We start from the raw sequence: 20,108 nt of genomic DNA on the forward strand, positions 1-20,108 counted from the left end.
GATGGGTTGTGTTGTTACTTGATGCCCGTCAGGGCAATCGATTCAACGATGTGTCGTTGAAAGACGATGAACAGAGCGATCAGGGGAACGAGCGCGATGGTCGTCGCTGCCATGACGTACGTCCAATTCGCGTTGTACTGGCTCTGCAGCGCGGCCGTCGCAACCGTGAGGACGCGTGGCCTGGTCGCGGCGATGATCCGCGGCCACATGAATGAGTTCCACTGGCTCACAACCGTGATGAGCACGAGTGTCGAAATGATCGGCTTCGACACGGGAACGACGATGGAGAAGAGGATGCGCATCTGCCCGGCGCCGTCCATGGTCGCCGCGTCGATGATTTCCTGGGGAATCTGACGGAACGACTGACGCAGCAGGAATACCGCGTAGGGCGAGGCGAACACGAAGGGCAGGACGATGCCCCAGAAGGTGTTGTTAAGCCCCATCTTCGCCATCATGAGGTAGAGCGGGATGACGAGGACCGACGCCGGAATCATCATGGTGCCCAGGAAGAGCCAGAAGATGACTTCGCGTCCGGGGAACTCGATGCGGGCGAACGCGTAGGCGGCCAGAACGGAGGACACCAGCTGCCCGACGACCATCACCACGACCACGAGGAGCGTCGTGATAATCGCGTCACCGAAGTTGACTCGTCCCGTCAGGATCGCCTGGAACGAGGCCAGGGAGGGCGGCGAGGGGAGCGCGAAGGGTGAGTGCGAGGCGAAGTCCTGCGGCGATTTAAAGGCCGTGACAAAGCTGAAGAGGAGCGGGACGACCATGATGAACGCGGCCAGCGACAGCCCCGCGTAGATCCCCAGGGTCGACCACCAGGGCCGACGCGAGTGCGACTTAGACGAGCTCATACGTGGTCCTCTTCCGGAAGTACAGGTTCTGGGCCAGCGTCAATCCCATGAGGAGCAGCATCATCACGCACGCCATGACTGCGGCGCGGCCGACGTTTCCGGTCTCGAAGGCCTCCTTGTAGATCAGGTAGGCGAGGACCTCGGTGGAGCCGGATGGGCCTCCCTTGGTCAGGGCGTAGATCTGGTCGAAAACGTTGAAGACCGAGATCACGGAGGTGACCGAGACGAAGAAGAAGGTCGGGCGCAGGAGGGGCATCTTGATGTGCCAGAACACCTGCGCAGAGGAGGCCCCATCCACGGTCGCGGCCTCGGTGAGCTCGCGCGGGATCGCGAGCAATCCGGCGATGAAGAAGAGCGCCGTGTACCCCACGTTCGACCAGACGACGACGAAAGCCGCCGCTGGTAGGGCCCAGGTGGGCGATACGAGAATTTCTAGTCGCGTGCCCGCCAGCGCGGAAAGAAGACCACCGGTGGGGGCGAAGATCCACGACCACACAACGCCGAGGGCCAGCGGAGGCGCGATCCACGGGATGACGATGAGCGTGCGATAGACGACGGTCCCTCGCACGCCCTTCGTCAGCAGGTTCGCAAGGAGGAGGCCCAGGATGATCTGGATGGGGACGACGAGGAGGACGAAGAGAATCGTCGTGCGCAGGGACGACAGGAAGGCCGGGTCGCTCAGCACGTTCGTGACGTTGGCCAGGCCCACGTATCGCGTATCTCCGATGAGGTCCCACCGGTACAGGCTCACCCACATGATGACGCCGATGGGCACAACCATGAAGATGAGGACGCCGATGAGGGCGGGCGACAGGAACGCGTATCCGACGAGTGCGTGGCGCGCCCTCAACGCTCGCTTGCTCATGCCCCACCATCCTTTCGTACGGTTCTTCGAGGATAGGTGTGACGGGCGCATCAGCGCCGGGCGACGACAAGGTATGGACAATTGTGAACAACGCAGGCCGTCACGCGAGCAAAGGTGCACGAAACGAAGCGAAAACGAGGGAGCGCCCACTCGAGTGAGTGGACGCTCCCGTCGGCACGTCAATCAGACGCCGGAGCTCTTGAGCCCCAACTCGCGGGCACGGGGCGAGTCCTCGGGGACGCTTCCCGCGTGGTCGCCAGCGCTCACGATTTTGTTGGACTCGTCAACGAAGACGACGGAGGGCTTCATCGTACGTACCAGGGATTCGGGCACCTGGGCGTAGGCCATGATAATGACGAGGTCACCGACGGTCACCTTGTGGGCGGCCGCGCCGTTGAGCTGAATCGTGCCGCTGCCTCGCTCGCCCGCGATCGTGTAGGTCGAGAGTCGCTCGCCGTTGTTGACGTCGACGATGTCGACCTTCTGCCCGGGAACGATGTTCGCGGCGTCCAGCAGGTCCTCGTCCACCGTGATCGAGCCGACGTAGTGCAGGTCGGCGCCGGTGACGACGGCTCGATGAATCTTGCCGATCGCCATCTCGCGGGTCATTTCCATCATGCGAGGTCCCCCGCGCGCTCAGCAAAGCGAGCGTCAGGACCGGAGGCGTCGCGCAGCGGCACCTCCATGTTGTCGATGAGGCGCGTCGTGCCCACCTTGGCGGCGATGAGGATGCGTCCCTCGCGCGAGCCGTCAGACAGGATCGTGGGCGCGGCCGCGCCTTCGCCGACGGGCACGGACTCGGTGCCAGCGAGGATCTCGAAAGTCCCCGCGTCCACGAGCGCAATGTAGTCCAGGTCGATGCCACCCTCGGCGTCGATCACCGAGCGGCACTCGGCGACGATCTGCGCGGGCGTGGCCCCGGCCTCGGCGACCTCGGCGCCGCGACGAAGCGCACGCGAGAGGGCACGGGCCCGGATGCGCTCATCGTCGCTCAGGTACTGGTTGCGGCTGGACAGGGCGACCCCGTCCTCGGCGCGCACGATCGGCACGGGGTGAACACGCACGGGGATGTCCAGCTGGGCGAAGACGGTGCGCAGGACTGCCAGCTGCTGGGCGTCCTTCTGTCCGTACAGGGCCACGTCGGGGCGCACGAGGTTGACGACCTTGGTGCACACGAGTGCGACGCCCGCGAAGTGCGTGGGGCGCGTCTTGCCCTCGAGAACGCGCGCGATGGGGCCCGGGTCGATTGTCACGGTCGCGGGCGTGGGGTACACGTCCTGGGGCGCGGGCGCCCACACGAGGTCCGCCCCCACCGTCTCGAGCGCGTCCATGTCCGCGTCCAGGGTGCGCGGGTAGGCATCGAAGTCCTCGCCGGGCGCGAACTGCGTCGGGTTGACGAAGATCGTGACGATCACGTGATCGGCCAGTTCGCGGGCTTCGCGCACGAGCTGCAGGTGCCCGGAGTGGAGGGCACCCATGGTCATCACGAGGGCCTTCGTGCCGGGCAGGCGCGACAGGGCGTCTGCCAGCTCGGCGCGCGTGTGGGTGAGGACAGGGCGATGGGTCATGTTTCTATTCTTGCAACTTCGGCCCGCCAGCGCGTAATAGAGTCGCTTTCCTCACGCCTCGTGTTTTTGCGACGAGGCCGGGGTTGCGCTCGTTCTCTCTCCCGCGTTTTGGGCTCGTTGGGTGTGTGGGTATCAGGCGCCCGGGTCGAGGAGGGCGGCCTCGACGCTGGTGGCGGCCCGTTCATCGAGGAGACGAGCGTCGCGCAGCAGACGGGTGAGGGCGCGGGTCATGTCCGCGTAGGTGTCGCGTTCCCCCGAGAGACCTTCCCTGGCCCCGAGGCTGCGGGCGTGCGCGGTGATCGTTCCTGCGTCCCCGCGGGCGGCGGGCCCGGAGATACCCGCAACCCCCTCGGTGAGGGCTCGGTCAAGCGCGGCCTCGAGAAGCGGGCGCACGTACAGAGCGGGGTTCTCGATGCCGGCCTCGGCAAGGATTCGGGTCGTCTGCACGGTGATGCCGGCGATGAAGTTGGCGCCGTGGGCGAGGCCCGCGTGGTAGAGGGGGCGGTCTTCTTCGGCGACGACGACGGGCTCACCGCCCATTTCGACGACGAGGGCCTGAGCGATCGGCAGGAAGGGAGCGGCGGCGGTCACCGCGAAGGGCGTGCCCACGAGGCGCGCCACGTCAACGCTGGTGCCGGTGAACGTCATCGCCGGGTGGATGGCGAGCGGGATCGCCCCCGCTCCCGCGGCGGCACCGAGCAGCCCCACGCCGGAAGCACCCGACAGGTGAATGACGATGTGCCCACTCTGCCAGGCGCCCAGGTCGGCCAGGCCGCTCACGAGGGGGCCGATCTGGTCGTCAGGAACGGCCACGATGACCACCTCGGAGCGTCGCACGACCTCCTCGGGTGTGGTGATCGGCACGCCGGGGAGCATCGCGTCGGCGCGCTCGCGCGATGCCTCCGACGACGCGGAGACGGCGACGATCTGGTGCCCGACCGCGCGCAGCGCGGAGCCGATGACGGGCCCGACGTGGCCCATGCCGATGATGCCGATACCGAGGCGTCCGGGGGTACTCATGCCTCCATTGTCACCGATCAGCGCTCTACTTGTCGCCCTCCGCACGCTGCGAGGTCGCCTCGACGATCTCGGTGACGCGAGAGAGCCAGCGCTCGGGTGCCTCGGCCTCGCGACGGACCTTCGAGGCCTGGGACAGCTGCGCCCACAGCTCCACGGAACGGCCCGCCTCGACGTGCTCGGCCATGGACGCCACCGGTCCGGGGACCAGCGCGGCGCGCACCGAGGCGACGTGGCGCCAGCGCTGAATGGGTCCCTGATGCAGGGACACCGACTGGATGCGCGTCAGCGGAATGATCGAGAAACGCAGGTTGAAGAAGCCGTCGCGGATCACAAACACGGCATCGGTCAGGCCGAAGGCTCGGCGCTTGTACACGAGAGGATCCAGAATCCTGGCGCTGCGCGGAATCGGTGTCATCCAGCGGTCCTCGCCCGTACCCACGCGAAGGGACTCGAGGAAGCCGTCGGGATCATCGACCCCCAGGTCGGGAATCGCCATCGCAATCGCCTGGATGACCTCCACGCGGCTACCGACGGGAAGCAGCACGTCGGAGGCCACGTCGACCTGCATGCCCTTATTCTTCTCGTCCGTCGTGTGCGCCGCGTTGCCGGCCTGCGTGATCTCCACGCGATACCAGCCAAACAGTCGCCAGATCAGCGGCTGCGTCACCTCGATGGCGTGAATGCGCCCCGGAGGGATCGTCACGTGACGGCGAGCCGTCAGGCCTCGGTTGATGCGCACGCCGTCGGCCGCGATCGCCGCGGTAAAGCCAAACTCTCGATCGAAACGCGCCCAGACGCCCGCCAGGAGGCTGAACGCGCCCGCCAGGATGCCCAGGAAACTCATGATCGACGTCACCCCGACGACACCCACAAGGAAGCCGTTAAGACCCAGGAGGAAGACGCCGAAGAACAGGGCAATCACGTTGTCGATGGTCGCCAGCATCGAGACCAGAAGCTTGCCAAAGCCGACCTTGAAGACGGGGCGCGCGGGCGCCTCGAGCGGGGAGGCACCCGTGCGGGTCCCCAGCGTCGCAGCCACAGAATCAGCGGAAGGATCCACGACCTCGTCGATCGCGCCCGAAGCGAGCGCGAGAAGGAGCGCGCGCAGCTCCTCGAGGCGACGAGAATTGAGCAGACCGAGCTTGATGCTCGAATCCCCACCGCCAGCAACCTCAATGTCCAGATAGCCCAGACCCAGGATCCGCCCCACGAGCGAGTAGGACACGTTAATCGTCTGGATGCGCGACAGCCGCGCGTGACGCTGAGTGCGCTGGAGGATACCTGCGCGATACCAAATCGCCGTGTTACTCACCGCGTAGCGGGTCTTCGTCCACGACAGGTAGCAGTACGCGCCCGCGATGGCGAGAACAACGCCCGCAATCATCACAAGACCGAGGAAGATGCCGGTGGTTGCGAGCCACGCGGGCGTCTCACCGTTGAGCATGCGTTCAATCGCGGACGCATTGCTCAGGGACACCGCACCGACGATACCCGTGACGCTTCCCGCGACGCGGGGGAAGTAGGTGAGCGGGTGAAGCGGCTTCCAGTCCTCGGGGGCGATGCCGTCAGAGGAGAGGTCCGTGCTCATAGGCCCATCAGCTCCGCCGAACCGCGCTCCGCCAGGACGTCGCGCAGGCGCGCCGCATCCGCGACGGGCACACCGCTCAGCGTCGCGTCGGTCTTCGCGCTCGCGGTCGACAGCTTGATCGTGGAGATACCAAGCAGGCGCAGGATGGGCCCCTGGTAGATGTCGACGTACTGGATGCGGCCGTAGGGCACGAGGGTCAGCGATCGATTGAAGACGCCGCGGCGGATGACGAAGTCCGTGTCGGCCAGGGCGTAGCGCAGGGCACGCACCTGGGCGGGCACGAGCCACAGGCAGAGGAGGGCGATGGCGGCGGGCACGAGCATGAGCCACCACAGCGCCGGGATGTCGACGATGAGGACGAGGCCAGAGATCGCGCCGCACAGGGCGCCGCACAGGGCGAGGGCGTTTCCGAGGCGCAGGGTCGCGAGTTTGGGGGACACGTGCTGGAATTCGACGCCGTCGGGAGACATGACGTCTGCTGAGTTCTGGGATGGCATGCTTCAATTCTTGCACATCTTTTCCGCGCCTTTTCTTATCCTGTATCGCTGCGCGACCAACCGAGGTGACGAAGCAAACAGGAGCAGCACCATCACTCCCACCTACCTCACAGGAAACATTCAGACACATGGGCGACACTAGTCGTATGAGCACCCCGGGAACTGAAGCAAAACTCCTCGTCGTCGACGACGAACCCAACATCCGCGACCTCCTCGCCTCCTCCCTGCGCTTCGCAGGCTTCGACGTCGTCACCGCCGAGGACGGCAGCGGCGCATTTCACGAAGCCCAGGCCTCGCGCCCCGACCTCATCGTCCTCGACGTCATGCTCCCCGACATGGACGGCTTCACCGTCACCAGGCGCCTGCGCGACGCCGGCATCACCACCCCGGTCCTCTTCCTCACCGCGCGCGACGACATGCGCGACAAGATCCAGGGCCTGACCGTCGGCGGCGACGACTACGTCACCAAGCCCTTCGGCCTCGAAGAGGTCGTCGCCCGCATCCGCGCCATCCTGCGCCGCACCATGGGCGCCGAAGAAGACGACGCCTTCCTGCGCGTCGGAGACCTCGTCATCGACGAGGACGCCCACGAAGTCACGCGCGCCGGCATCCCCATCGACCTGTCCCCCACCGAGTTCAAGCTCCTGCGCTACCTCGTCATCAACGCGGGTCGCGTCGTCTCCAAGATGCAGATCCTCGACCACGTGTGGGAATACGACTGGGACGGCGAAGTCGCCATCGTCGAGTCCTACATCTCCTACCTGCGGCGAAAGCTCGCCGTCGAGGGGGCCTCCGGAGAGCTGATCCACACCAAGCGCGGGGTCGGCTACATCCTGCGCGCTGAGGACTGACGTGCGCCCCGGCCTGGCTCAACGCATCGAGGCATGGTGGGACTCCAAGCCGCTATCCGCGCAGCTCGTCACGCTGATCACGCTACTCCTGGCCATCGGACTGTCCCTGTCCGGCACAGTCATGATCGGCCTCCTCCAGCGCCACCTCACCTCTCAGATCGACGACCAGCTCGTCGCCACAGCTCACACCATGCAGATCTCCGGATCGGCGGCGACGTTCTCCGCCGACGGCCAGGGCGGCATCCCCACCCTCTACTACATCCATATCCATGGCACCGACGGGGGCGACCGCTACTTCTACTCCGAGGACACCCTCAAGGCCTCGGGCAAGCCCCAGCTGCCCGAACTCGTCGACACAAGCTCCGCGCCTGTCTCATCCTTCCGTACCATCCCGGTCACCGTCTCCTCTTCCAGGGCCGGCCTCGGCTGGCGCGCCCTCGTCGTCCCCGTGTACGACCAGCACTCCGGCCAGTTCTCCGGATACATGACGATCGCCCTACCCCTGTCGGACATGCAGCACACCCTGCGCACCACGGCCTCGTACTTCTCGGTCGCCGGCATCATCATCGTCCTCATCGGGGGCTGGACCGGGCGCGTCCTCGTACGCCGCGCACTCCTGCCCCTGCGTTCCATCGAATCCACCGCCGGAAAGATCGCCGCCGGTGACCTCACCAAACGCGTCACCCCGCACCCTCCCACGACCGAGGTCGGCTCGCTCTCACTCTCCCTCAACGCCATGCTCACCCAGGTCGAGCAATCCTTCGAAGCCCGCCAGGCCTCGGAACAAAAGATCAAACGATTCGTCTCCGATGCCTCCCACGAGCTACGCACTCCTCTCGCAGCCATCTCCGGCTACTGCGAGCTCTACGCCATGGGCGGCGTACCCGCCGAGCGCATCGAGGAAGTCATGGGGCGCATCGCCTCCGAATCCTCTCGCATGGCCACCCTCGTCGAAGACCTCCTCACCCTCGCCCGCCTCGACGAAGGCCGCCCCCTCGAGATCACCGACATCGACCTCGTCAAGCTCGCCGATAACGCCGTCTTCGACCTCCAAGCCCTCGACCCCACGCGCACGGTTGGGCTCACCGGCATCAACAGCCGCACTCCCCCGATGACCCTCATCGTCCCCGGCGACCGCGACCGCATCTCGCAGGTCTTCACCAACCTCATCGGCAACATCGTGCGCTACACCCCCGAAGGCTCCCCCGTCGAAATCGCCCTCGGACGCAGCGGCGACACCGCCATCGTCGAACTGCGCGACCACGGACCCGGCATCGATGAAACTGACCGCGGACGCGTCTTCGAACGCTTCTACCGTGCGGATACCTCACGCAACCGAAAATCCGGCGGCTCCGGCCTCGGCCTCGCGATCGTCTCCGGCATCCTCGCAGCTCACAAGGGCAACGCATCGCTCACCAAAACAAAAGGCGGCGGCCTCACCGTTCGCATCGAACTCCCCACAGCGTGAAAGACGTAACGTACCGGTCAGCACACACGGCTTTTTCGCTCAGTTTTCGCCATTTCTCCCCTGACAGTTTCACGAAATCCATCGGGATTTTCCCCGATTTTTTACCAACGAACGTGACCTTCGCTCAAAAGCGCACTAGCATGGCTCGGGTATTCCTCAGCAAGGAGAGTGGCCCATGGGTGCTCAAGCACCTCAGTGGCTGCTGACGTCTTTCGTTGACGCCATGCAGCAAATCGGCGCAACCGCGACCCAGTCCGACCTCGAAAAAGAGAGCGTCGACCTCGCGGAACGCTGGAGCGCGCCCGAACGCCAGATGCACAACCTGCGTCGGCTCATGAACACGCTCACCCACATCGATGAAATCTCGTCGTCCGCGCACGATCCCGACATCCTGCGCGTCGCCGCGTGGTACCACGGCGCCTTCCTCAACAAGGCGCTCGAGATCAAGCTTGGCGGGTTCCAGGCGAACTTCGCCGCCACCCGATGCATCGACCACGCGCACAACCGCCTCACCAACCTCGGCGTGCCCGAGGATGTCGTCGCACGCATCGACGAACTCATTGCCTTCCTGACACGCCACCGCGCGCCGCGCACGGACTTCGACGCGCAGGTGCTCGTCGACGCCGATCTGGCGGGCCTGGCCTGTAGCCCCCAGGACTACAAGAAGCTGCGCACGTCGCTGCGCGCCGAACTCGGCGAGCTCGATGATCTGCAGTTCACCAAGGCGCGCATGGCGCTCGTGAAGAAGCTCCTGAGCTACGAAACGATCTACCAGTCCCCCCTCGGCTCCGCGTGGGAAGACACCGCCCGCGCAAACCTCGAGGTCGAGCTGACCCGCCTCGAGCGCGAGAAGGCCCAGCTATGCCAGGCCGCCCAGACCGAGGACGCCGAGGAACCCGAGGACACGGACGACACCGACGAGGTCGTGGAGGACTCCACGACGACGACCGGCACGCTGATCATCAAGCGCCGCTCGATCAAGAAGTGTGTGCCCGTCGCCTCCGTGGAGGACGAGGTCACCTCGACCGGCGTCCTGCCTCGCAAGATCGAGGAAGATACCGACTCGGACGAGGACGAGGAGGCGACCTCCTCCCTCGAGTCCGCCGTCGAATCCCTGGATCTGCCTACCTCCGACTGACGAGGCCGCGGCTGCTGTTCGTACCGCAGGGCCCAGCCGCTCTGCATACCTCAGGGTCCGCCTCGCCGGACCTGCGCACTGTGCATGCCACAGAGCCCGCCTCGCCCGACCGGGCCGCTGTGTGTGCCGGTGGGCGGCGGCCCGCCCGCGAGATCGCCACACGCGAGCCTGCGGCTCGGAGTGGTCGATCTCGAGGCCCGCCCTGGCCCTGCCGCCACCCACCGGCACCGCGACCAGGCCCTCCAGTAGCTTGCCCGTCAGCAGCACGGGTACGCCTTGGGCTATCCACAGGCACTTTTCGGCGCGGGCGTTTATCCACAGGGCTTCGTTTCTGCCTGGATCACGCGTCGTCACGCGCGTAGCGTCGATGTCGACGGACCCACCCGGGGTCCCACAAAGGAGTGACACCATGACCGCATACGCCGTCGACGCCGAACAAATTGCTGCTGCCTCCGCCCAGGCTTGCACGACCGCATCCACCATTCGCACCGAAGTCGATGCGATGATGGCCCAGCTCTTAGCCTTGCAAGACTCCTGGACCGGCGGAGCTCAGGTCAACTTCCAGGCCACGATCACCCAGTGGCAGGGCATCCAGGCACAGACGCACGACGCCCTCGACGCTATCTCCACGCAACTGCAGGTCGCCGCAGCGACCTATTCGGACGCGGAGGCACACTCCGCGTCGCTGTTCGCGGCAGTCTAGCGGACGCTGAACGAGGGTCGCGGCTGCGGCGCCGGGCCCTCGGCCCTATCAAGGCAGTCATAGAAAAGCGCCTGGGGGCGGGACCCTGACGAGTCCCGCCCCCAGGCGGATCAGCTTAACGCCGAGCGGATCAGTACATGCCGCCCATGCCAGCGCCAGCGTCGTCGCCACCGGCGGCCGGAGCCTCGGGCTTGTCAGCGACAACGGCCTCGGTGGTCAGGAACATGCCTGCGATCGACGCTGCGTTCTGCAGCGCGGAACGGGTGACCTTGACCGGGTCTGAGATGCCGGCGGCCATGAGGTCGGTGTACTCGCCGGTCGCGGCGTTCAGGCCGTGGCCGGGCTCCATGTGCGCAACGCGGTCGGCAACCACGCCGCCCTCAACGCCCGCGTTCTCAGCGATCTGCTTGAGCGGGGCGGAGATGGCCAGGCGCACGATGTTGACGCCGGTCGCCTCGTCGCCGGTGAGGGCGTCGAGCTTGGGCAGCGCCACGGTGGCGGCCTGGATCAGGGCGACGCCGCCGCCGGCGACCAGGCCCTCTTCGGAAGCCGCGCGAGCGTTACGAACGGCGTCCTCGATGCGGTGCTTGCGCTCCTTGAGCTCAACCTCGGTGGCCGCGCCGGACTTGATGACGGCGACGCCGCCAGCGAGCTTGGCGAGGCGCTCCTGCAGCTTCTCGCGGTCGTAGTCGGAGTCGGTGTTCTCGATCTCCTGGCGGATCTGGCGCACGCGGGCGTCCAGCATGTCCTTGTCGCCAGCGCCCTCGACAATGGTGGTCTCATCCTTGGAGACGACGATCTTGCGGGCGCGGCCCAGCAGCTCGAGGTCAGCGTTCTCGAGGGAGAGGCCGACGGTCTCGGAGATGACCTGGCCACCCGTCAGGATGGCCATGTCCTGCAGCATCGCCTTGCGGCGCTCGCCGAAGCCGGGGGCCTTAACGGCCACGGACTTGAAGGTGCCGCGAATCTTGTTGACAACCAGCGTGGCAAGGGCTTCACCCTCGACGTCCTCGGCGATGATAGCGAGGGGCTTGCCGGTCTGCATGACCTTCTCCAGGACGGGGACGATGTCCTTGACGTTGGAGATCTTGGAGTCCATGAGGAGGACGTAGGCGTCCTCCAGGACGGCTTCCTGGCGCTCCTGGTCGGTCACGAAGTAGGCCGACAGGTAGCCCTTGTCGAAGCGCATACCCTCGGTGGTCTCCAGGGTGGTGTCGAAGGAGTTGGTCTCCTCAACGGTGACGACGCCCTCGGCGCCGACCTTCTCGAAAGCCTCGGCGATGAGCTTGCCGATGGCGGGATCATTGGCGGAGATGGAGGCCGTGGCAGCGATCTGCTCGGTGGTCTCGACGGGCTTGGCGTCGGCGTGCAGCTGCTCGACGATGGCCTCGACGGCCTGGTCGATGCCGCGCTTGAGGGCGATCGGGTTGGAGCCGGCGGCGACGTTACGCAGGCCCTCGTGGACCAGCGCCTGAGCCAGAACGGTCGCGGTGGTGGTGCCGTCACCCGCGACGTCGTCGGTCTTCTTGGCAACTTCCTTCACCAGCTCGGCGCCGATGCGCTCGAACGGATCGTCGAGGTCGATTTCCTTGGCGACGGAGACGCCATCCTTAGTGATCGTGGGGGCGCCCCACTTCTTGTCGAGCACGACGTTGCGGCCCTTGGGGCCAAGCGTCACCTTGACGGTGTCGGCCAGCAGGTTGAGGCCGTTCTCCATGCCACGACGGGCATCCTCATCAAACTTGATGATCTTGCTCATTGAAAATGTGTCCTTCCGCGATGCGGATCGGGTTCGATGCCCGCGACGGACGGCCACGCTTTTGAGGTGGCCTCATCGAACCGGTGGTCTTATCACTCTCCATGTCGGAGTGCTAACTACGATTTTGGCACTCGCCACCCTTGAGTGCAAGACGAGGTTGCGCGATATGAGTCCGATGCGCTCAGGGCGTAACACGCACGGACGAGACCAGGCTAGGCTCGCTAAGCGCGCCTGTACACCAGGTGCGCCGGTGCGGATGGTGAAGGACGAGCCGGAGGGCCTGGGCGGGCTTCGAGGCGCGGCGCCGAACGAAGTGAGGTCGCCTAGCCTCGCGGGCGGCCGGGCCCTCCGGCGCCCGGAACACCCGTGGGCACAAACACCAGCCCGACCCACAGGACAAGCAACGGTCATATGAAACCAGTGACACCTCTACAGGCGGTGATCATCAGGAATTTGAAACCCCAAACACCACTGCTCGCCGGAGAGGCCATGAAAACGGCCGTATCCACTGGCGGACGTGTCACCGGTTTCAACCAAGACAGTGGATAGGTGAGCAGCGGAGCCCCCGGTATCACCTGGCAAGCGTCGGCCTGGCTATTCCGAACCAAGTTCGCACATCATCCCCCTCTCGGGCCGCGCGCCCACACCAGGCCGAGCAGGACGAGTTTTCTCGCGCCGTCGCCTCTCCCGCACCGCGCGGCGCATGGCGGGCATCAGTGACGCCTCAACGAGCCGAGAACTGGAAGAAAAACCGTCCCCGCGTGGGGATCTAGCACCCCTCCCACGCGGCCCCGTCCCAGCGCGAGAAAGAAAAGCCACCCCTGCGCGGGGATCCAGCACCCCAGTTGAAACATTATTCGCCCCTGCGCGGGGATCCAGCACCACGAATGAAACATTATTCGCCCCTGCCTGGGGGGCCAGCACCACGGTTGAAATATTTTTCGCCCACGCACACTCAAAATGGCTGATTTTCGACCATTTTCACCGTGCTGGGGCGATATTTCTTTCACAGAGGCACCCCGAACGACCGCCCGGTGCTATGCAGGGGCGATCTTTCTTTCACGCAGCCCCTTCGGGGCCACAGCGAGAGCCCGCGGCGTTGCCTGGCTGCGGTGCCAGTGGGCGGCGGCAGGGCCTGGCCGGGCTTCAGGGCAACGCGCCAGCCACGCATCAGTACACCAGGCGCCGCCGGTGTGGAGGGCGCCGCCGGTGTGGAGGGCCAGGCTGCGGTGCCCGCGGGTAGCGGGGCCTGGCCGGACAACGAGGCGACGCACCGAACCACACGCCAGCACACCAGGCCCCACTGGCATGGAGGGCGCCGGAGGGTCCGGAGGGCCTAGCTGCGGTGCCGGTGGGCGGTGGCGGGGCCTGGCCGGGCTTCGAGGCGACGCGCCGAGCGAAGCTCGCGGCGCGGACGGCTCGCGGGCGGGCCGCCGCCCACGGGCACACCAAGCAGCCCGGCCCAACAACACACCACTCGGCGCCCGGAACACCAGCGGCGCAACACGCCACTTAGGCACAACAAAACCGCCCAGCCCCACAGGGGGCCGGGCCGGTGGGCGTCGGTTCCGTAAGCTCGCAACCGAAAACCGCCCAGCCCCACAGGGGCCGGGCGGCTCAGACAATCAGCGAGAGAGGGTCAGCGCAGGATCACGACGATGTCGGGATCACCGAGACCGCTTTCCTGACGGACGCTCGAAATGCCAAGCTTAGAAGCAATGTCCTTGGCGGTTCCTTCCATGCGCGGGTCTTCGTAGAAGACGGTGGAGGTCTGGGTGGTCCATCCGTCAGCATTTGCGGCGCTGGTTCCCGCATAGCCGGCCTGGTTCAGGATCTGAGCCTGCTGACCCGCGTATCCCTGGGTGCCGGTGCCGTTGAGGACCTGGATGACGGCTCCGTGGTCAGGCTCGGCGGAGGCCGAGGAGGACGAGGAACTCGCGGAGGGAGTCGGCTCAGCGGACGCGGTGGCGTCGGCCGTTGGCGCGGTGTTGGGGCTCGCGGAGGAGCTGGGCGCCGTAGACACCGCCGTGGGCGTCGAGCTAGGTGTCGTGGTCTGTTGGCGCGACAGGGCGGTCGCCGCTGCCCATCCGAGGGCGGGAACGATCACGAGGATGGCCAGGAAGGGCCACACGTTCTTCCACCTGGACGGCTTGGGGCGGTGCATGCCGACGGGCATATCTTCGCCGGCGCGGTCAAATTCATCCCTGGGGTACTGAGAACTCACGCGTTCAGACTATCGGAAAAGAGAGAGTGGGGCGCGGGTGGCGCGCGGGGAATGTGGCGTGGCCTGTGCGGCATTAGGCTGGTGCTATGAGTGATTACAATCCCCGTCCGCTGGCTGAGTTGATTGATCCGGGGTGGGCTCGAGCGCTCGCACCGGTTGAGGAGCGCGTCCACGAGTTGGGCGCGATGTTGGCCGCTGAGGTCGAGGAGGGGCGCGGTTACCTGCCCGCGGGCACGGATGTTCTCCGCGCCTTCACGTACCCGTTCGACAGAGTGAAAGTTCTGATCGTTGGGCAGGATCCGTATCCGACCCCGGGGCACGCCATGGGGTTGTCGTTTTCGGTGCACCCGGGTGTGGCGTTGCCAAAGTCGCTCATCAATATTTTCCGTGAACTGAGCGAGGACATGGGTATTCCCGCTCCGACGTCGGGGGACCTGACACCGTGGAGCGAGCAGGGCGTGTGCCTCCTCAACCGCGTGTTGACGGTGCGCCCGGGCGCTCCCGCGTCGCATCGAGGCCGCGGCTGGGAGGAGGTGACCCAGTGCGCGATTGACGCACTGGTGTCCCGGACAAGGCCGGATGGATCGCGGGCCCCCCTCGTGGCGATTCTGTGGGGGAAGGACGCTCAGTCGCTCACGCCCAGTCTCGGCAATACTCCGATTATTGCGTCCGTGCACCCGTCGCCACTGTCCGCGTATCGCGGCTTTTTCGGGTCGAAGCCATTTTCGCGCGCGAATCAGCTACTGGAGGCGCAGGGCGCGACGGGCGTGGATTGGTCGCTGGGCACTTCTCATTGACGAGGCCGGGGCACCTCACCCGAACGGGCGAGGTGGGCTGCGGCTGCGGTGCCGCGGTGAGGGACTCCATGGAGCCGGCTATCGGACTCGAACCGATGACCTGCTGTTTACAAGACAGCTGCTCTACCAACTGAGCTAAGCCGGCGGCGGACACTAGTGTGCCACAGGTGGGGGCTCGTGCGCGCGGGCGGGCCGATACTGCACAAGCCCGAGCAGGGGCGCTGAGGGATCTCGGCGTTGGGTCTGGAGGGGTGAGGATGCGTGTCTCTGATGGAGTGCGGATGGCCGGTTTGCACCTGAGAGACCTCCGATTGGCATCAAAGAAGTGGGGGGTGGGACCGCCAAGCGGTCCCACCCCCCACTGATCGAAGGCTCAGTTGGAGCTGTTGGTTGTCTCCGAGCTCTGGGCTTCGTCAGTGCCGCTCTGGGAGGGCTCGGTGGCCTCGGGGGCCGGGGTCTCGGTGGCACCCTGGGATGCGGAATCCGTAATGCCGTATTCCTGCGCGATGGTCTCGCGCAGTGCGGCCAGCTGAGTGCCGAGCGGGATCACCGTGGAGCGATCCTTGACCAGCTCGGGGGTGCCGAGGCTGCCGTTACGACCGTTGTATCCGGCGTTCTGCCAGGCGGTGGTCGATGCCTTGAGGTAGTCCTCGACGGCGTTGACCGGGAAGGTATCGATAACATCGGAGGGAACACCCACCTCGGCGGCGATCACCTTGACCTGCTTCCAGGAGGCGTCGAGGTTCTGGACGACGGTGCCGTTGGAGGCCTGGAACTGGGTGCGGAAGTAGGCGAGCAGTGCGTGGTGGAAGTCCACCCACTTGTCGGGTGCCTTCTGCGCGACGACGAGCGATGCGCTGGCCGCGGGCTTCAGGTAGTCCATGTTGACCGTGATGACCGGCTGGAGCTCAATGTTGTAGTGACCTTCGGCGGCCCAGGTGGTGAGGTCCTTGCCCATGTATGCGTCAAGGTCGGCGCACGCGTGACAGGTGTAGTCGAAGTATTCGGTGAGGGTGGGCAGATTCGGATCCGCCTCGGCGACGACGCCGTTTGCGTTGACGATGATCGGGCGACCGTCAGCGTATGGGCCGAGGACCTCGGAGGCATCGACGTTGCGCGCGGCGTTGACCTGCGCCTGCTGCTTCCAGATCACACCGCCGACGGCTGCGACGACCGCGAGGACGATCGCGGCGACGGCGGAAATGACGATGATGCGAGTGCGGCGGTCAGCGCGCTCCTGCGCCTGGCGCATCTGCGCGGCTTTGGCGCGCACGGGGTCGACGGCCGGCTTCTTCTTCTGAGCCATGGACTCACCTTCCGAAAGTAGTTGAATGTTGCAAGAATATCGGGCGCGGCGTGGCCGCGCTTAGTGCGGCAGCCCACCTGTGACGATGAACCACGCACCCGCAAGGAACGCACCACAGCCTACCGCGAGGAGCCCGCGCCCCCAGGCAGGACGCACGATCGTGCGCAGCGTTGTGGACACGCCAACCCTCAGATCGGCAGCAAACGGCATGAGCCAGGCAGTCAGCATCATGAGCGCGGCGAGTGCCCACACGACGATCGTCCCACGCGGGTCGCTCAGCCAATAGTCCGTGCGATCAACACCGGTGGACGCGACGACATCGGCAGGCCATGACCACAGGACGCGCCCCTCGCGCGAGTAGGACACGAAGGCCCAGATCCCGTACGGAACGAGGCCCCCGACGACGAGGCCGAGCGCCGTCGACAGGATCGAGCGCACCAGCAGGATCGGCGACATGGCGATGACGGCCGCAGTGTCGCTAGCCTTTGCTCCTCGCAGAATCCGACGACGCGACAGCCAGCGCGACATAGCACCGATCAGGCCGAAAGCAGTGAGCGCGATCCCCACGATCATGGATCCGGTGAGTCCGAAAAGGAAGGGCAGGGAGGCCAGGAGGGCCATCAGCGCACCGCCAGAGATCCACGTCCCCTTCACCGTGGACGAGGCCCCCTCCGCCGAACCGGCGCCCATCCCCATCGCCGGGTTGGGGTTCCACTGGGGACCCGCCCCCATCGGCACACCCGCAACACCGGCCTGCGGATAGGACTGCTGCCCGTATCCGGTGGCAAAACCGGGATCATACGCGCCCTGCGGACCCGGGTACTGAGGCTGAGCGTAGGGGGCCATGACCTCGGTGGGATCCGAGTCGTCGACGCTCTGCCAGGTGTCGGTGGCGTCGTCGTGCCAGGCAACTTCCCCGGTGTCATCGGACCAGTCGCCATACCCCTGCGCAACGGACGCGGTGTCCACCACGTCGGTATGGTCGTTGGCCGCGGTGAACTCCGAGGCGTCGCGGCGCGGATGCTGCGGATAGGAGACGGCACGCGCGCCGGAGGCGTCCGGGCGCTGCCCCGCATCCTCCCACTCGGGAGGCGCGGCGATCTCCTGGGGGTCCGAGTTCACCATCTGCGTGCGCATGCCCGTGTCGAGCAGCTGCGCCCAGTTCACGGTCACGTAATCAAGCTCGCCGGGAGCCCACCCGACGGCACTCATGAGATCGGCAACGATCAGGGAAGGTGACGGTCGATCGTCCGGATCGGGGGCGAGTCCCCCCGCGAGCGCGTCGGCGACCATGGGGTGCAGTCCGGCGAGGTCGGGGTCCCCTTCGAGGACGCGCAGCATCGTGGCCGACACGTCGCCCTTTCCAAACGGCGGGCGCCCGGTGGCGCAGGACAGCAGGGTGGCACACCACGCCCACCAGTCCGATTCCTTCGTGGCACCGTGGCCCTGGAGCAGTTCGGGCGCGGTGTACCCGGCCGTCCCCGACACGAGGCCGGTGCTGGTCAGGTGCTGATCGGAGGTCGCCATCGCGATACCGAAGTCGATGAGGACCGGGCCGCGCGGGGAGCAGATGATGTTGGAAGGCTTAATGTCGCGGTGGATGATGTTCGCATGGTGAACGGCCGCGATCGTGGAGGCCAAGTGGTAGGACAGGGCGGCGACGCCGCGCAGAGGAACCGGCCCGGAGACGAGGATCTCCACGAGGGTTGGGCCCTCCACGTACTCCGAGACGACGAAAGGCTGGGAGGCCTCGGTTTCCGCATCGACGATGTGCGCGACGAAGGGCGAGCGCACGGAGTTCACCGTGCGCGTCTCTCGTTCCAGGCGCTGACGCGACTCCTCCGAGGCGGCCATCGCCGGATGCATGGCTTTGAGGGCGACACGCGTGCCGCCCCCGTCTTCGGCGAGCCAGACCGTCCCCGCCCCGCCCGTACCGAGCCGACGGATCAGCCTGTAGCCGCCCAGTTCCTCGCCTTCTTCCACGCCCTCAGCCTACCTGGCCCCTCTCCCATCTGCGGCCACCCGCGCGGGGCGGCCCCGGCCTCGTCCCCAAATGAGATGGGCGAACACGCACTGTCAATCCATCATGTGGCCCGAACTGTACACCCGCGAGCGAGCGTGCTAACTTCGCTATTAGTCGCGCGCGCGGAACGATCCGCGTTCGCACTCCGTGGGCGAAGACGCTCCACGGTCACCCCACTACGGATCGTCCGGCACGTACCTGCCGGTGGGAAGGAAAAATCCATGGCAACCGTTACCTTTGACAAGGCCACCCGCGTCTACCCGGGTTCTGACAAGCCCGCCGTCGACCAGCTCGACCTCGAGATCAAGGACGGCGAATTCCTCGTTCTCGTCGGCCCCTCCGGCTGTGGCAAGTCGACCTCGCTGCGTATGCTCGCCGGCCTCGAGGACGTGAACTCCGGCCGCATCCTCATCGGCGACAAGGACGTCACGGACGTTCCGCCGAAGAACCGCGACATCGCGATGGTCTTCCAGAACTACGCTCTCTACCCCCACATGTCGGTGCGCGAGAACATGGGCTTCGCCCTGAAGATCGCCGGCACCCCGAAGGAAGAGATCAACAAGCGCGTCGAAGAGGCCGCTAAGATCCTCGACCTGGAGCCCTACCTGGACCGCAAGCCCAAGGCCCTGTCCGGTGGCCAGCGTCAGCGTGTCGCCATGGGCCGCGCGATTGTCCGTAAGCCCCAGGTGTTCCTCATGGACGAGCCTCTGTCGAACCTGGACGCGAAGCTGCGTGTCCAGACCCGTACTCAGATCGCCTCCCTGCAGCGTGAGCTCGGCGTCACCACCGTGTACGTCACCCACGACCAGACCGAGGCTCTGACGATGGGCGACCGCATCGCGGTCCTCGCCGGCGGCCTCCTCCAGCAGTGCGGCACCCCGCAGGAGATGTACGAGCGTCCCGCCAACGAGTTCGTCGCTGGCTTCATCGGCTCCCCCGCCATGAACCTGGGCACCTTCACGGTCGAGGGCGAGTGGGCCAAGCTCGGCCCCGCGCGCGTGCGCGTCTCCGAGGCCGCCCGCGCCGCGATGACCGCTGAGGACGGCGGAAAGATCAAGATCGGCTTCCGTCCCGAGGGCCTGGACGTCGTTGCAGACGGCTCCGACGGCTCCATCCCCGTCGAGGTCGACTTCGTCGAGGAGCTCGGCTCGGACGCCTACGTGTACGGCCACCTGGCCGGCGCCGCCGAGGGCGAGACCCTGGGCTCCGGCTCCGAGGGCACCGGCAAGCAGCTGATCGTGCGCGTTCCCCCGCGTACTGCCCCCGCGCGCGGCGGCGTCCTGCACGTGCGCATCCGCGAGGGTCAGCAGCACAACTTCTCCGCTGCAACGGGTGTTCGCCTGCCCGAGTGACGCATAGCGCTCACGCACAGCGATAATCGGCCCCGGTCTCGTCCTCTCGTACCTCCTGGACGAGGCCGGGGTTTCGCTATGCCCGCATG

17 protein-coding genes and 1 tRNA gene are annotated in these 20,108 nt (G+C 66.3%); 6 read left to right on the forward strand and 12 right to left on the reverse strand.

The window, feature by feature from the left end; translation table 11 throughout:
• Positions 1–14 precede the first annotated feature (14 nt).
• The 7 genes from CYJ22_RS02915 to CYJ22_RS02945 form a co-directional block, all read right to left on the reverse strand.
• Positions 15–860 (reverse strand): carbohydrate ABC transporter permease, encoded by an 846-nt coding sequence (locus CYJ22_RS02915; RefSeq protein WP_101600942.1) that lies wholly within the window; start codon positions 858–860, stop codon positions 15–17.
• Positions 847–1,725, reverse strand: coding sequence for a carbohydrate ABC transporter permease (locus tag CYJ22_RS02920; protein WP_101600944.1), 879 nt, complete (start codon positions 1,723–1,725; stop codon positions 847–849). Before CYJ22_RS02920 ends, CYJ22_RS02915 begins: the two co-directional genes overlap by 14 nt.
• Positions 1,726–1,908: 183 nt before the next feature.
• Positions 1,909–2,343 carry an aspartate 1-decarboxylase gene (panD, locus tag CYJ22_RS02925; RefSeq protein WP_101600947.1) on the reverse strand — a complete coding sequence of 145 codons (435 nt, stop codon included), beginning with the start codon at positions 2,341–2,343 and terminating at the stop codon, positions 1,909–1,911.
• Positions 2,340–3,293, reverse strand: a complete 954-nt coding sequence (panC, locus tag CYJ22_RS02930; RefSeq protein ID WP_101600949.1) for a pantoate--beta-alanine ligase — start codon at positions 3,291–3,293, stop codon at positions 2,340–2,342. The genes panD and panC overlap by 4 nt, the downstream gene beginning before the upstream one ends.
• Before the next feature lie 132 nt (positions 3,294–3,425).
• Complete coding sequence (locus CYJ22_RS02935; protein ID WP_101600951.1) at positions 3,426–4,313, reverse strand: Rossmann-like and DUF2520 domain-containing protein; 888 nt, start codon at positions 4,311–4,313, stop codon at positions 3,426–3,428.
• A 25-nt stretch (positions 4,314–4,338) separates the two neighbouring features.
• Positions 4,339–5,901 (reverse strand): PH domain-containing protein, encoded by a 1,563-nt coding sequence (locus CYJ22_RS02940; protein WP_101600953.1) that lies wholly within the window; start codon positions 5,899–5,901, stop codon positions 4,339–4,341.
• A complete protein-coding gene (locus tag CYJ22_RS02945) occupies positions 5,898–6,398 on the reverse strand; it encodes a PH domain-containing protein (protein ID WP_101600955.1) in 501 nt (166 codons plus the stop codon). The genes CYJ22_RS02940 and CYJ22_RS02945 overlap by 4 nt, the downstream gene beginning before the upstream one ends.
• Positions 6,399–6,526: 128 nt before the next feature.
• Here CYJ22_RS02945 and CYJ22_RS02950 point away from each other — a divergent pair, with 128 nt between their 5' ends.
• The 4 genes from CYJ22_RS02950 to CYJ22_RS02965 all read left to right on the forward strand — a co-directional run bounded on the left by CYJ22_RS02950 (position 6,527) and on the right by CYJ22_RS02965 (position 10,558).
• The gene (locus CYJ22_RS02950) at positions 6,527–7,249 is read left to right on the forward strand and encodes a response regulator transcription factor (RefSeq protein WP_101600958.1); all 723 of its coding nucleotides are present in this window, start codon (positions 6,527–6,529) and stop codon (positions 7,247–7,249) included.
• 1 nt (position 7,250) lies between these two features.
• A complete protein-coding gene (locus CYJ22_RS02955; RefSeq protein WP_101600960.1) occupies positions 7,251–8,717 on the forward strand; it encodes a sensor histidine kinase in 1,467 nt (488 codons plus the stop codon).
• A gap of 175 nt (positions 8,718–8,892) precedes the next feature.
• Positions 8,893–9,855 (forward strand): HD domain-containing protein, encoded by a 963-nt coding sequence (locus tag CYJ22_RS02960; RefSeq protein ID WP_101600962.1) that lies wholly within the window; start codon positions 8,893–8,895, stop codon positions 9,853–9,855.
• A 409-nt stretch (positions 9,856–10,264) separates the two neighbouring features.
• The gene (locus CYJ22_RS02965) at positions 10,265–10,558 is read left to right on the forward strand and encodes a WXG100 family type VII secretion target (protein WP_101600964.1); all 294 of its coding nucleotides are present in this window, start codon (positions 10,265–10,267) and stop codon (positions 10,556–10,558) included.
• Between the two features lie 130 nt (positions 10,559–10,688).
• On the opposite strand, the gene groL is transcribed toward CYJ22_RS02965, so the two are convergent.
• Together groL and CYJ22_RS02975 are read right to left on the reverse strand one after the other, a co-directional pair.
• Positions 10,689–12,317 (reverse strand): chaperonin GroEL, encoded by a 1,629-nt coding sequence (gene groL / locus CYJ22_RS02970; RefSeq protein ID WP_101600967.1) that lies wholly within the window; start codon positions 12,315–12,317, stop codon positions 10,689–10,691.
• Between the two features lie 1,639 nt (positions 12,318–13,956).
• Complete coding sequence (locus tag CYJ22_RS02975) at positions 13,957–14,493, reverse strand: LytR C-terminal domain-containing protein (protein WP_101600969.1); 537 nt, start codon at positions 14,491–14,493, stop codon at positions 13,957–13,959.
• 134 nt (positions 14,494–14,627) lie between these two features.
• On the opposite strand from CYJ22_RS02975, the gene CYJ22_RS02980 reads away from it, so the two are divergent.
• The gene (locus CYJ22_RS02980) at positions 14,628–15,338 is read left to right on the forward strand and encodes a uracil-DNA glycosylase (RefSeq protein ID WP_101600971.1); all 711 of its coding nucleotides are present in this window, start codon (positions 14,628–14,630) and stop codon (positions 15,336–15,338) included.
• 69 nt (positions 15,339–15,407) lie between these two features.
• On the opposite strand, the gene CYJ22_RS02985 is transcribed toward CYJ22_RS02980, so the two are convergent.
• The 3 genes from CYJ22_RS02985 to CYJ22_RS02995 form a co-directional block, all read right to left on the reverse strand.
• Positions 15,408–15,483, reverse strand: a tRNA-Thr gene (locus CYJ22_RS02985).
• Between the two features lie 228 nt (positions 15,484–15,711).
• Positions 15,712–16,644, reverse strand: coding sequence for a DsbA family protein (locus tag CYJ22_RS02990; RefSeq protein ID WP_009054478.1), 933 nt, complete (start codon positions 16,642–16,644; stop codon positions 15,712–15,714).
• Positions 16,645–16,704: 60 nt separating this feature from the next.
• A complete protein-coding gene (locus tag CYJ22_RS02995) occupies positions 16,705–18,627 on the reverse strand; it encodes a serine/threonine-protein kinase (protein WP_101600974.1) in 1,923 nt (640 codons plus the stop codon).
• A 261-nt stretch (positions 18,628–18,888) separates the two neighbouring features.
• Between CYJ22_RS02995 and CYJ22_RS03000 the strand changes: the two genes are divergently transcribed.
• A complete protein-coding gene (locus tag CYJ22_RS03000) occupies positions 18,889–20,019 on the forward strand; it encodes an ABC transporter ATP-binding protein (protein WP_009054491.1) in 1,131 nt (376 codons plus the stop codon).
• Positions 20,020–20,108: the final 89 nt, after the last annotated feature.

Source organism: Schaalia odontolytica, from assembly GCF_002847525.1.
In the GTDB taxonomy this organism is placed as follows: domain Bacteria; phylum Actinomycetota; class Actinomycetes; order Actinomycetales; family Actinomycetaceae; genus Pauljensenia; species Pauljensenia odontolytica_B.